Source organism: Ruegeria sp. I1 (assembly GCF_056532675.1).
The window spans coordinates 417,361-429,616 of sequence record NZ_JBQFNM010000001.1; the positions used below are offsets into that span (position 1 = coordinate 417,361).

The following is a 12,256-nucleotide window of genomic DNA, read 5'->3' on the forward strand; positions in this document are numbered from 1 at the left end:
CAGGTCATGAATTTTCACGAGGTCAGATTTCCGGCCAGCCTGAGTTTTGGCTCGGTCGGCGGTCCCGAGCGGCGCACGGATATCGTGACGCTGGCCAACGGGTTCGAAGAACGCAACACCCCTTGGGCCCATTCGCGCCGTCGCTATGACGCGGGGCTCGGGATGCGGTCGCTGGACGATATTGAGACGCTGATTTCATTCTTCGAGGCGCGGCAGGGGCAGATGTTCGGTTTCCGCTGGAAGGATTGGTCTGATTTCAAATCGGGTCTGGCTTCGGCCGATGTGGAACGTGGGGATCAGGTCATAGCGCTGGGCGATGGTGTGCGCACTGAATTTCAGCTGGTCAAGACCTACACATCGGGCGGTGTCAGCTATGTGCGCCCGATTACCAAGCCAGCGTTGGGCACGGTGGTCTTGGGGCTAGATCAGGATGAAATCCGAGAAGGCGTAGATTTTGAGGTTGATCTGACCACAGGCGCAGTCGTGTTCGCGGATCCGCCGCCTGAAGGTGTCGAGATTACAGCCGGGTACGAGTTCGACGTGCCAGTGCGGTTCGATACCGACAAGATTCAGACCAGTGTTGCCAGCTTTCAGGCCGGTGACGCGCCAAGTGTTCCAGTGGTCGAGGTGCGTGTCTGATGGCCGGGGATGTTCAGGGGCTGCACGCCCATCTTCAGACCGGTCTGACCACTGTATGCCGTTGTTGGGCGATCACGCGCGCGGATGGGCAGGAATATGGCTTTACGGATCACGACCGGGAACTGGAATTCGAAGGCGTGACCTTCAAGGCCAGTACCGGCCTGACCGCTGCGGCGATTGAACAGGCCACCGGGCTGTCGATTGATAACACCGAAGCAATGGGCGCGCTGTCTGACGCCGCCGTGCGCGAGGAAGATATCGAAGCGGGCCGGTTCGATGGCGCAAAGGTGCGGGCTTGGTTGGTCAACTGGGCCGATCTGGATCAGCGTATCCTGCAGTTTCGCGGATCGATTGGAGAGCTGCGCCGCTCGGGCGGTGCATTTCACGCCGAGCTGCGCGGGCTGACCGATCTGCTGAACCGTCCGCTTGGGCGTATCTATCAGAAACCCTGTACTGCAGTTCTGGGCGACAAGGTGTGCCAGTTCGACACAAATGCCGAAGGGTTCTCGGTCGAGGCTGAGATCGTGGCGTTTGACGGTAGCACATTGATCCATGTGGACGGTGGTGAAAACGCGGCTGCGGCTTGGTTTGAGCGGGGTCGTCTGGACGTGCTGTCCGGCTCGGCCAGCGGGCTTTGGTCTTCGATCAAAGCGGATCACAGGGATGATGGCGGGCGCAAGGTCACCTTGTGGTCCGGTATTGGCGGAGGGCTGTCGGTTGGCGACCGGGTTCGGCTGACCGCAGGCTGCGACAAGCGCATGTCGACCTGTCGAGAAAAGTTTAACAATCTGTTGAATTTTCAGGGTTTCCCCGATCTTCCGGGTGAAGATTGGATGATGGCGGTGCCTAAGAAAACCAATCCGAACAACGGGGGAAGCAGACGGTGATGCCACGCAGACAGGATATCGTGGACGAGGCGCGCAGTTGGCTCGGCACTCCTTACGTCCATCAGGCTTCGACCAAGGGGGCAGGCACGGATTGCCTGGGTCTGCTGCGCGGCGTTTGGCGCGCGCAAATCGGTCACGAACCCGAAGAAGTGCCCATTTATACGATGGATTGGTCCGAACCTCAGGGCGAGGAGCGAATGTGGGCCGCTGCGCAACGTCATTTGATCGAAAAGCCAAGCGCGGATCTTTCGGCGGGTGATGTCGTTTTGTTTCGCATGCGCGACAGCGGCATCGCCAAGCATTTGGGGATTGTGACCAGCATCGGTGCAGTCCCGCGTTTTGTGCATGCCTATAGCGGGCACGGCGTTGTCGAAAACGCCCTGAGCGAGCCGTGGCGCCGCCGGATTGTGGCTTGTTTTGAATTCCCGTTGGAGGTCCGCTGATGGCGACGATAGTTCTTTCTGCAGCCGGTGCTGCACTGGGTGGATCAATCGGTGGCACGATTGCTGGCCTGTCGACCGCCATTATCGGTCGCGCGGTGGGTGCGACCATCGGGCGGGTAATTGACCAGCGTCTTCTCAGCCAATCCGTGATGGGCGGCGGCAGTGACGTTGTCGAAACCGGGCGGATGGACCGGTTCCGTCTGACAGAGACGGGCGAAGGCGCGCCGGTGTCGACGGTATTTGGGCGGATGCGGGTCGGAGGGCAGGTGATCTGGGCCTCGGACTTCCTAGAAACGCGCAGTGAGACCACCGAAGGCGGAGGCGGCAAAGGCAAGCCGAAGACTCCCAAGGTGACGACTGTTACCTACAGCTACTCCATCTCGCTGGCGATTGCCGTTGGCTCGGGTCAGATCGCGGATGTTGGCCGCGTCTGGGCCGATGGGGAAGAACAGGAACTGAGCAGCCTGAACATGCGCATCTATCATGGATCGGATGATCAATTGCCGGACCCTCTGATCGAATCCATCGAAGGTGCGGGTCAGGTGCCAGGCTATCGTGGTACGGCCTACGTGGTAATCGAAGACTTCCAGCTTGGGAACTTCGGAAATCGCGTTCCGCAGTTTTCCTTCGAAGTCGTGCGCCCACCGCAAAAAGACCTGCCCGATCGCGAAACTTCGGTCCAGGAATTGGTGCGGGGCGTCGCCATTATGCCTGGATCAGGTGAATACGCCTTGGCCAGCTCACAGGTGAACTATGCGCTTGGCTATGGCAAAAGCGCTCCGGCCAATGCCAGCTCAGCCTCGGGCTGGACGGATCTGGTGACCTCGACCCGCGCGTTGTCTTGGGAGTTGCCGCACTGCGATGCAACCTCGTTGATCGTGTCATGGTTCGGCGATGATCTGCGCTGCGGGTCCTGTGATATCCGCCCCAAGGTTGAACGCCGCGACGCGGATGGACAGGGGATGCCTTGGAACGTGTCCGGGCTGTCGCGCAGTCAGGCGCAGCTGGTAGCGCGAGAGGATGATCGCCCGGTCTATGGCGGGACGCCCACGGATGCCTCGGTAGTCGAGGCGATCCGGCATCTGAAGCTATGGGGCAAGCGGGTCATGTTTTACCCGTTCATCCTGATGGAGCAATTGGCTGGCAACGGGTTGCCTGACCCTTGGTCTGATGCAGCCGATCAGCCGCATCTGCCCTGGCGTGGACGGATCACGTTGAGCGAGGCCCCCGGGCGCACGGGTTCCCCCGATGGCACTGCGGATGCCGACACGCAGGTTACTGCGTTTTTTGGGACTGCAAAGGCCAGTGACTTTGTGATCGGCAATGGCACTGTCAGCTATACGGGCCCGCAAGAATGGGGGTTGAACCGGTTCATTCTGCATTATGCCGCCTTGTGCAAGGCTGCGGGTGGGGTCAGCTCGTTTTGTATCGCATCCGAGATGCGCGGGTTGACGCAAATACGCGGTGCGAACGGTTTCCCGGCTGTTGCACGTCTGCGGGCGCTGGCGGCTGAGGTGCGCAGCATTTTGGGGCCCGATACCAAAATCGGCTATGCAGCGGATTGGAGCGAATATTTCGGCTATCAACCGTCCGGTACCAATGATCGGCTGTTCCACCTCGATCCATTATGGGCCGATGGGAATATCGATTTTATCGGTATCGACAATTACATGCCCCTGTCCGATTGGCGCGATGGCGAGGTTCATCTGGATGCCGCCGCGGGCGCACCTTCGATCTATGATCTGGACTATTTGCGCAGCAACATCGAGGGCGGTGAAGGGTATGACTGGTACTATGCCTCACCCGAGGAAGCAGAGGCGCAGATCCGAGCTCCGATCGAAGATGGCGCGTATGACGAGCCTTGGATCTGGCGCTACAAAGACCTGCGGAATTGGTGGTTGAACACCCATCACGATCGGATAGGCGGCGTGCGGCAGGCCAATCCGACGGATTGGATACCCGGGTCCAAGCCGATCTGGTTCACCGAACTGGGCTGTGCGGCCATCGACAAGGGCACCAATCAGCCAAACAAGTTTCTGGATCCCAAATCGTCTGAGTCCCAGCTGCCTGCCTATTCCAACGGCATGCGTGATGATTTCATTCAGGTTCAGTATCTTAGGGCGATGCTGAGCTATTGGTGTGATCCGCAGATCAACCCGACCTCAACAGTCTACGGCGGTCCGATGTTGGATATGTCCAACGCCTATGTCTGGGCCTGGGATGCGCGGCCGTTTCCGGCGTTCCCGAACCAGGGCGTTAAATGGAGTGACGGCGGCAACTATGCGCGCGGTCACTGGCTGAACGGGCGATCAGGCGCACGCACGCTGGCCTCGGTCGTGACTGAAATCTGCTATGGCGCCGGGGTGACTGATATCGACGTATCGGGCCTATATGGCGTTGTACGCGGCTATGTCATCGAAGACGTCACCAATGCGCGGTCCGCCTTGCAACCACTGATGCTGCGCTACGGGTTCGACGCCATCGAACGTGACGGTGTGTTGCGGTTTCAGATGCGGGATGGCTATGGCGCTGTTGATCTGAACCCGGATCGTCTGGCGGTCAGCCCCGATCTGGACGGCACTGTCGAATACCGTCGTGAGGCCGAAGCCGAGATGACCGGGCGCGTGCGCCTGCGCTTTGTCCAGTCCGATGCAGACCACGACTTCGTCGCCGAAGAGGCTGTGTTGCCCGATGTCAGTACCCATTCCGTTTCGGTCAATGAGATGCCCCTGTCGATGACGCGCGGTGAGGGAAGGCAAACAGCAGAACGCTGGCTCAGCGAGGCGCGCGTGTCGCGCGACAGCACCCGGTTTGCGCTGCCCCCGTCTATGCTGCATCTGGGGGCCGGGGATGTCGTGCGCCTGTCGGGTGAGGCCAAAGGTGCGCTCTATCGGATTGACCGGATGGAGACGGCAGAACTGCAACTTGCAGACGCAATTCGGGTTGAGCCTGGGGTCTATAAACTGTCGGATATCGAAGAAGATCCTATCTCGGTAAAGCCCTATCTAGCGCCTGTTCCGGTACTGCCGGTCTTTATGGATTTGCCGTTGATCACAGGGGCGGAGGTGCCGCATGCGCCTTATCTGGCTGTTTCGGCTGATCCATGGCCGGGCAACGCGGTGGTCTATAGTTCGACGACGGATCAGGGCTATACGCTCAGCGATGTGATCACCGCACCTGCGACCATTGGCCGAACCGAAACGCCACTGCTGCGCGCCAGCACTGGGCTTTGGGACGATGGCCCGATCCTTCGGGTCAGGTTGATTGAGGGTCAGCTGGAATCGCAACCGCGCGAGGCGCTGTTGAACGGGTTGAACCTTGCGGCCATTGGCGATGGAACAACCGGCAATTGGGAAGTGTTTCAGTTTTCGAATGCGATGCTGGAAAGCCCCGGTGTCTACGCGCTGTCAGGGCGACTGCGCGGGCAGTTAGGGACGGATGCCCTGATGCCCGATGCCTGGCCAGACGGATCGGTTTTTGTGCTGCTGAACGCCAGTGTCTCGCAGATCAACCTGCTGCGGACTGAGCGGCGGATAGACAAGCACTATCGCATCGGACCCGCGACCCGAGGGTATGACGATCCATCTTATACGCATCTGGTGCAGGCATTTGAGGGCAATGGGCTTCGACCGTATGCGCCGGCACATCTGACGGCAAGGGCAGTTACCGATGGTTATGCAGTCAGCTGGGTGCGTCGCACCCGTGTAGATGGCGATGACTGGTCCGGTCTGGATGTACCGCTCGGTGAAGAAGCGGAAGCGTATCTGTTGCGGGCATGGTCCGGCTCAACGGTTCTGCGCGAAGAGGTGGTGACCCAACCAAGCTGGGCCTACACAGCCGCGATGCAGGTGGCAGATGGGGTATCCGGTCCGTTTGACGTAGAAGTCGCTCAGGTTTCCGCCATCTACGGACCGGGTGCTTCGGCCCGTGTGATGGTCGGGTAGGCCGTTCCGATGCGATCTTTGTTTCATGGGGACCTTAGCGCTGCGGCACGCGCCTTGTTGGCGGTGCCGCAGTCTCAGCGAAAGAGCCTGTGTTTGAAGATGATCGCAGAGGCGGAACTGGCCGACGCGCATGTCAGAGCCTCCGGTCGCTTGCATCCGCTGTATGGCAATGGCTCGCTGATTGCGGCCGCGCGAAAGCGAAAACTGGTGGGCGAGCCCGGCTTTGACGACGTGAACTATTGCCAATGTTTTGAATTGGTTCTGCGTCAACTGGTCCGCTTTCACCTTAGCCAGAGGCGCAGCTGACGCATTTGCTGGCCGCAAGGTCCAGTTTTAGACGGCCATCGGGAATTCGGTCGCCGCAATCCTCGCAATATCCATATTCGCCGTCTTCCAAACGTTGCAACGCCGCTTTGAGGCGGTGCGTTTCGATACTCCGGTTCGTTTGCTGCGCTTTGGCCATCGCCTGATTTTGCAAGGCATCCATGCGGCTGAGGCGTCCCACGGCCTGTTGATCTAATTCGACCACAGCCTGCGACTGCTCAGCGGAGGCAGATAGCGCCGTAAGCTCCTCTAAACGGGCGCGGATCAGGGTGTCGAAATCGCTTCGTTCTGTTTCATTCATTTTTGTTGATGACCCGATCACGGGTTTGCGTTTGGTGTTTTTGTCACTAAATGGCATTCTAGGCGCAGCAGAGGATCAAAAGCCATGTTTGAAAAGCGCAGCCATGTAACGCCGGTCGATCCGGTTTGGACCCGCATCACCTCAGAGGCGACCGAGGCCGTGGAAAAAGAGCCGCTGATGGGCGGGCTCGTCCATGCTTGTGTGTTGCATCACCGCAGTCTTGAGCGGGCTTTGTCCTATCGTATCTCGGCCAAACTGTGTTCGAACGAGATGTCGATGATGGTGCTGCGCGAGATCGTGGATGAGGCTTATGCCGATGATCCGTCTCTGCTTGAGGCCGCGCGGGCCGACCTGATGGCGGTTTATGAACGTGATCCGGCCTGCCACCGCTTGTTGCAGCCGATCTTGTATTTCAAAGGCTATCAGGCAATGCAGGCCTATCGCGTGGCGCATTGGCTGTGGCGGAAAGGGCGGCATGATCTGGCGTATTTCTTCCAGATGCGGTCATCCGAGATATTCGGGATCGATATTCATCCGGCCGCCAAAATCGGCAAAGGGATCATGATCGATCATGCCCATTCGATCGTCATTGGTGAGACTGCGATTGTTGGCGACAACGTCTCGATGCTGCATTCGGTGACGCTGGGCGGGACCGGCAAGGAAGAGGAGCAGCGCCATCCCAAGATTGGTGATGGCGTTCTGATCGGTGCCGGGGCCAAGGTTCTGGGTAATATCGAGGTCGGACATTGCAGCCGCATTGCTGCCGGGTCTGTGGTTCTGCAGCCTGTTCCATCCTGCAAAACCGTTGCTGGCATACCTGCCAAGATCGTAGGCGAGGCTGGTTGTGATCAACCTTCGATCTCGATGGATCACATGCTCGGCAAAGATCAGTAGTTGGATATAGATAAACGCAAAAGGCCGCCTCGGTTACAGAGGCGGCCTTTGTTTTTGTGGTTGGCTGTATTTAAGCCAGCATGACCATCGGATTTTCCAGATTGTCGACGATAGCTTGCAACAGCTCTGCCCCAAGCGCCCCATCGATGACCCGGTGATCGACAGACATGGTTACCGACATGACGGTGGCAACCGCTAGCTCTCCGTCCTCACCAACAACTGGTTTCTTGACGCCCGAACCGACGGCCAGAATACCAGCATGCGGCGGGTTCACGATGGCGTCGAAATTATCGATGCCGAACATGCCAAGATTAGAAACCGCGAAAGTTCCGCCCTGATATTCATGCGGTGCCAGCTTGCGTTCTCGAGCGCGACCGGCGAGGTCTTTCATCTCGGTCGACAGCGCTGACAGCGACTTGGTGTCGGCGTCCTGCAGGACGGGTGTGAACAGACCGCCTTCGATGGCAACCGCAACGGCCACATCCGAGGGTTTCAACTGCAGCACACGATCACCTGCCCAGACCGCATTACAAGCCGGAACCTGTTGCAGTGAGTTGGCGACGGCTTTGATGATGAAGTCATTGACGCTGAGCTTGACGCCTCGGCCTTCCAACTGCTTGTTCAACTGGCTGCGGAACTTGAGGAGTGCATCCAGTTTGATATCGCGGCGCAGGTAGAAATGCGGGATGGTCTGTTTGGCTTCGGACAGGCGCGCGGCGATGGTTTTGCGCATTCCGTCGAGGCTGATTTCTTCGTATTCGCGCCCTTCGTACATCCGCGCAACCATATCGGCGGATGGGCCGGTCGGAGCAGCAGTAGCTGGGGCTGCAGGGGCCGTAGGCGCAGGTGCAGCAGCCGGAGCCGTCGCGGTAGCACCTTCCACGTCCGCCTTGACGATGCGGCCATGCGGGCCCGAGCCAGCGATTTGCGCCAGATCCAGACCTTTTTGTGCAGCGATCCGACGGGCTAAGGGCGAAGCGAAGATACGACCGCCTTCGGCCTTCATCGGTGCTGCCGGGGCAGGGGCGGGCGCCTCGGATGCCGCTGGCGCGGCAGCCTCGTTGCCCGCGGCGGCTGGGGCCGCCTCAGGGGCCTTGGCAGGCGCAGCGGCGATATCATCCGCGCTTTCGCCATCTTCCAGCAGAACGGCGATGGCAGTGTTGACCTTGACCCCTTCGGAGCCTTCGGGGATCAGGATCTTGCCGATGGTGCCTTCGTCAACGGCTTCGAACTCCATCGTGGCTTTGTCGGTTTCGATCTCGGCCAGCAGATCGCCGGACGACACGGTGTCGCCTTCCTTGACCAGCCATTTGGCAAGGGTGCCTTCCTCCATGGTTGGCGAAAGGGCGGGCATCAGGATTTCGGTGGGCATGTCTTCATGTCCTCTTACTTCGAAAATGAGTAAATCAGCGTTGCGATATCGATCAGGAGGATGGCCGCGCAAAAGGTGACGAACACCCCCACGACCACAGAGCGCGCCTTTGAGACACGCGGATGGTTCTTTTCAAGCCACTCGGTGAACTGGCCCAGGGCAGCGGCATCGCTGTGTTCCACTGCGGCCAGATAATCCATACCCAATTGCAGGCGTTGCTGCTCGAGCACGATGTAAATGACCGAAGCGTATGAGACGACGCAGGCTACACACAGCATGGCTCGGATGGGCCAGGCGCTTGTCAGGCTGCCTTCGACCGATAACAGATCGAACGAGATCTGGTCGAAGGCCTCCAGATTGAACGCGATGCTGACAAAGGAAACCACCAGGAACGCCGCACAGACATAAAGCAGGTTGCGGTTGTTATCCTTGCGCGCGGAGACGAGGCTTTCGAAAAGCCAGTCCACACCCGCAGGATTATGTACGTTCCCGGGGGTCATTGCCTATCGGTAGGTCACTTGTTTGACCGCCGCGATGACCTCATCGGTGGTGATCAGTGCCAGCTTTTCCAGGTTCGCGGCATAGGGCATCGGAACATCCTTGCCTGTGCAGTTGATGACAGGGGCGTCGAGATAGTCGAACGCTTCTTGCATCACGACCGAGCTGATGTAGCTGCCGACTGACCCCTGTGGCCAGCCTTCTTCGACGGTCACGAGACGGTTGGTCTTCATCACCGAGTTGATGATCGCGCCTGTGTCCATCGGTCGGATGGTGCGTAGGTCGATGACCTCGGCGCTGATGCCCTCTTCCGCCAGTTTGTCGGCGGCTTCGAGTGCATATTGCATGCCGATGCCGAAGCTGACGATGGTCACATCCGAGCCTTCGCGCCAGATGCGGGCCTTGCCCAGTGGGATGGTCAGGTCATCCACCTGCGGCATGTCGAAGGACCGGCCGTAGAGGATTTCGTTTTCCAGGAAGATCACCGGGTTGGGGTCTCGGATTGCCGATTTCAGCAGGCCTTTGGCGTCGGCCGCCGAATAGGGCATGACGACCTTGAGGCCCGGTATCTGCATGTACCATGCCGCGTAGTCTTGCGAGTGCTGCGCGGCCACGCGGGCGGCGGCACCGTTGGGGCCACGGAACACGATTGGGCAGCCCATCTGACCGCCAGACATATAGAGCGTCTTGGCGGCGGAGTTGATGATCTGGTCAATCGCCTGCATGGCGAAGTTGAAGGTCATGAACTCGACGATGGGTTTCAAGCCACCAAACGCTGAACCAACCGCGATACCAGCAAAGCCATGCTCGGTGATCGGGGTGTCGATCACGCGCTTGGGGCCAAACTCGTCCAGAAGACCTTGGCTGATTTTATATGCGCCCTGATATTCGGCGACTTCTTCGCCCATAAGGTAAACGTCTGCGTCACCGCGCATTTCCTCGGCCATCGCATCGCGGAGGGCTTCGCGGACAGTCTCGGTTTTCATTTCCGCGTCGGCTGGCCAATCGGGCGACAGGTCCACAACCGGAGCGGCCGGGGCGGCAGCTGCGGGAACGGGGGCCTCAACCGCCGCAGGGGCGGCCTCTGCCACCGCTGCGGCTGCGGGCGCAGCCGCGGGCAGGGAGGAGGCGTCTTCGCCCTCTTCCACCAGCACCGCGATGGGGGTGTTGACCTTGACCCCTTCGGTGCCTTCGGCGATCAGGATTTTGCCAACGATACCTTCGTCAACGGCCTCAAACTCCATCGTCGCCTTGTCGGTTTCTATCTCGGCCATGATGTCGCCCGAGGATACGGTGTCGCCTTCCTTGACCAGCCATTTGGCCAGCGTGCCCTCTTCCATTGTGGGCGAAAGGGCGGGCATGAGAATTTCGGTTGCCATGTCTTATTCGTCCTCTCAGGCGTAAATATCTGTCCAGAGCTCGTCCAGCGACGGCTCGGGGCTTTCTTTCGAGAATTCAGCGGCCTGGTTGACGACCTCTTTGATCTCTTTGTCGATCGCCTTCAGGTCGTCCTCGGTCGCGTGTTTGCCGGTCAGCAGCAACTCGCGCACATGTTCGATCGGGTCGCTTTGTTCGCGGACCTTCTGAACTTCTTCACGGGTGCGGTACTTTGCCGGGTCAGACATTGAATGGCCGCGATAGCGGTAGGTTTTGACCTCGAGGATGTAAGGCCCCTTGCCGGCGCGGCAGTGGGCAACAGCCTTTTCACCCGCTTCCTTGACCGCCAGAACATCCATACCGTTGACCATTTCACCGGGAATGCCAAAGGCCTGACCGCGATGGTAGATGTCAGCAGACGAGGTCGAGCGCGCCTGCGCGGTGCCCATGGCGTATTGGTTGTTCTCGATCACGAATACAACGGGAAGTTCCCAGAGGGCCGCCATGTTGAACGTCTCATAAACCTGACCTTGGTTGGCTGCGCCATCACCGAAATAGGTGAAAGTGACGCCGCCGTTTTCCTTGTACTTATCTGCGAAAGCCAGACCCGCACCCAGCGGCACCTGCGCGCCAACGATACCGTGGCCGCCGTAGAAATGCTTCTCTTTCGAGAACATATGCATCGAGCCGCCTTTGCCCTTGGACAAACCGCCCTCGCGCCCTGTCAGTTCGGCCATCACGCCGCCCGGTTCCATGCCACATGCCAGCATGTGACCGTGATCGCGGTACGAGGTGATCCGCTTGTCACCTTCCTTGGCCGCTGCTTCCAGACCGACAACAACCGCTTCCTGTCCGATATAGAGGTGGCAGAACCCACCGATCAGACCCATTCCATAAAGCTGACCAGCCTTTTCTTCGAATCGGCGGATCAGAAGCATCTCGCGGTAGTAAGTCTTGAGTTCTTCCGCAGAAACATTTGGTTTCTTTGTGGTTTTTCGCGCAGCCATCTTGGCGACCTCTCCCTTTCGGACAGATAGTTTAGCGTTAAACTATCTCTTAAAGCATTTCGGGCTTTCTGGCGAGGGGAAATCTGACGCAGCATCGCACGGCGTAGCGACCGGCTAGGGCGTAACCGGTTTGTTTGCGGAGAAAGACAGGGAATTTGACGATAGCTTGGTCCGCCTTAGCGGATGACAATCTCATCTGCGCGGATCATGCCCAGGATTGACCGTGCCTGTTGATCCAGCAGATCAAGATCCAGATAGGTATCTGACAGGCGACGCGTCAGGTTTTCCATCTCGACGATCTCGGTTTCAAGCTTGACCAAGTCGCGTGACAGAGCGTCACGTTCCGCTGCAATCTCGACCCGTCGGAACAGGCCATAGTCGCCCTGCACGGCGGCAAAGGTGAAATAGACACCCAGCATGAAAGCCACCGAGAAAAATGCGACTGAGCCCAAACCGGGGCGATTGGAACGGGACACTCTGTTTACCGCCGTATGAAAACTTGCCTCAATAACGGGTCCTTTGCGAACCTCTGGCAGCACTATGTCACAGGTGATTCGGCTTGTGAATCCC

The 12,256-nt window shown here is 59.0% G+C and carries 12 protein-coding genes; 6 read left to right on the forward strand and 6 right to left on the reverse strand.

The annotated features are described in order from the left end of the window. Positions 1-6 precede the first annotated feature (6 nt). The 5 genes from ACR0DH_RS02140 to ACR0DH_RS02160 are packed head-to-tail and all read left to right on the forward strand — an operon-like array spanning position 7 to position 6,219. Positions 7-639 (forward strand): phage distal tail protein, Rcc01695 family, encoded by a 633-nt coding sequence (locus ACR0DH_RS02140; RefSeq protein WP_480546811.1) that lies wholly within the window; start codon positions 7-9, stop codon positions 637-639. Continuing rightward, on the forward strand, positions 639-1,526 hold the full coding sequence (locus tag ACR0DH_RS02145; RefSeq protein WP_480546813.1) for a DUF2163 domain-containing protein: 888 nt from the start codon (positions 639-641) through the stop codon (positions 1,524-1,526). The genes ACR0DH_RS02140 and ACR0DH_RS02145 overlap by 1 nt, the downstream gene beginning before the upstream one ends. Next, positions 1,526-1,969, forward strand: a complete 444-nt coding sequence (locus tag ACR0DH_RS02150) for an NlpC/P60 family protein (protein ID WP_480546815.1) — start codon at positions 1,526-1,528, stop codon at positions 1,967-1,969. The genes ACR0DH_RS02145 and ACR0DH_RS02150 overlap by 1 nt, the downstream gene beginning before the upstream one ends. After that, positions 1,969-5,913, forward strand: a complete 3,945-nt coding sequence (locus tag ACR0DH_RS02155; protein ID WP_480546817.1) for a baseplate multidomain protein megatron — start codon at positions 1,969-1,971, stop codon at positions 5,911-5,913. Before ACR0DH_RS02150 ends, ACR0DH_RS02155 begins: the two co-directional genes overlap by 1 nt. Before the next feature lie 9 nt (positions 5,914-5,922). Continuing rightward, complete coding sequence (locus ACR0DH_RS02160; protein ID WP_480546819.1) at positions 5,923-6,219, forward strand: DUF7742 family protein; 297 nt, start codon at positions 5,923-5,925, stop codon at positions 6,217-6,219. Here the strand turns inward: ACR0DH_RS02160 and ACR0DH_RS02165 are convergent. Then, positions 6,200-6,538 carry a TraR/DksA family transcriptional regulator gene (locus ACR0DH_RS02165; RefSeq protein ID WP_480546821.1) on the reverse strand — a complete coding sequence of 113 codons (339 nt, stop codon included), beginning with the start codon at positions 6,536-6,538 and terminating at the stop codon, positions 6,200-6,202. The genes ACR0DH_RS02160 and ACR0DH_RS02165 overlap by 20 nt on opposite strands. An 84-nt stretch (positions 6,539-6,622) precedes the next feature. On the opposite strand from ACR0DH_RS02165, the gene cysE reads away from it, so the two are divergent. Beyond that, positions 6,623-7,432: a serine O-acetyltransferase gene (gene cysE / locus ACR0DH_RS02170; RefSeq protein ID WP_480542464.1), complete on the forward strand. Its 810-nt coding sequence runs from the start codon at positions 6,623-6,625 to the stop codon at positions 7,430-7,432. Between the two features lie 70 nt (positions 7,433-7,502). Here cysE and ACR0DH_RS02175 read toward each other — a convergent pair whose 3' ends face one another. The 5 genes from ACR0DH_RS02175 to ACR0DH_RS02195 all read right to left on the reverse strand — a co-directional run bounded on the left by ACR0DH_RS02175 (position 7,503) and on the right by ACR0DH_RS02195 (position 12,162). Next, entirely contained in the window at positions 7,503-8,804 is a 1,302-nt protein-coding gene (locus tag ACR0DH_RS02175; RefSeq protein ID WP_480546823.1) for a pyruvate dehydrogenase complex dihydrolipoamide acetyltransferase, read from the reverse strand. A 14-nt stretch (positions 8,805-8,818) separates the two neighbouring features. After that, positions 8,819-9,304, reverse strand: a complete 486-nt coding sequence (locus ACR0DH_RS02180; protein WP_480497565.1) for a hypothetical protein — start codon at positions 9,302-9,304, stop codon at positions 8,819-8,821. Between the two features lie 3 nt (positions 9,305-9,307). Beyond that, complete coding sequence (locus ACR0DH_RS02185; RefSeq protein ID WP_480546825.1) at positions 9,308-10,681, reverse strand: pyruvate dehydrogenase complex E1 component subunit beta; 1,374 nt, start codon at positions 10,679-10,681, stop codon at positions 9,308-9,310. A gap of 15 nt (positions 10,682-10,696) precedes the next feature. Further along, a complete protein-coding gene (gene pdhA, locus ACR0DH_RS02190) occupies positions 10,697-11,686 on the reverse strand; it encodes a pyruvate dehydrogenase (acetyl-transferring) E1 component subunit alpha (RefSeq protein ID WP_480546827.1) in 990 nt (329 codons plus the stop codon). Between the two features lie 176 nt (positions 11,687-11,862). Then, positions 11,863-12,162: an FtsB family cell division protein gene (locus ACR0DH_RS02195; protein ID WP_480546829.1), complete on the reverse strand. Its 300-nt coding sequence runs from the start codon at positions 12,160-12,162 to the stop codon at positions 11,863-11,865. Positions 12,163-12,256 lie beyond the last annotated feature (94 nt).

Excerpts from the sequence above, each read along its gene's own strand:
- ACR0DH_RS02155 (WP_480546817.1), top strand. The coding sequence starts at position 1,969 with ATGGCGACGATAGTTCTTTCTGCAGCCGGTGCTGCACTGGGTGGATCA.
- ACR0DH_RS02175 (WP_480546823.1), bottom strand. The coding sequence starts at position 8,804 with ATGCCCACCGAAATCCTGATGCCCGCCCTTTCGCCAACCATGGAGGAA.
- ACR0DH_RS02165 (WP_480546821.1), bottom strand. The coding sequence starts at position 6,538 with ATGAATGAAACAGAACGAAGCGATTTCGACACCCTGATCCGCGCCCGT.
- cysE (WP_480542464.1), top strand. The coding sequence starts at position 6,623 with ATGTTTGAAAAGCGCAGCCATGTAACGCCGGTCGATCCGGTTTGGACC.
- pdhA (WP_480546827.1), bottom strand. The coding sequence starts at position 11,686 with ATGGCTGCGCGAAAAACCACAAAGAAACCAAATGTTTCTGCGGAAGAA.
- ACR0DH_RS02160 (WP_480546819.1), top strand. The coding sequence starts at position 5,923 with ATGCGATCTTTGTTTCATGGGGACCTTAGCGCTGCGGCACGCGCCTTG.
- ACR0DH_RS02185 (WP_480546825.1), bottom strand. The coding sequence starts at position 10,681 with ATGGCAACCGAAATTCTCATGCCCGCCCTTTCGCCCACAATGGAAGAG.
- ACR0DH_RS02145 (WP_480546813.1), top strand. The coding sequence starts at position 639 with ATGGCCGGGGATGTTCAGGGGCTGCACGCCCATCTTCAGACCGGTCTG.
- ACR0DH_RS02180 (WP_480497565.1), bottom strand. The coding sequence starts at position 9,304 with ATGACCCCCGGGAACGTACATAATCCTGCGGGTGTGGACTGGCTTTTC.
- ACR0DH_RS02140 (WP_480546811.1), top strand. The coding sequence starts at position 7 with ATGAATTTTCACGAGGTCAGATTTCCGGCCAGCCTGAGTTTTGGCTCG.
- ACR0DH_RS02150 (WP_480546815.1), top strand. The coding sequence starts at position 1,526 with ATGCCACGCAGACAGGATATCGTGGACGAGGCGCGCAGTTGGCTCGGC.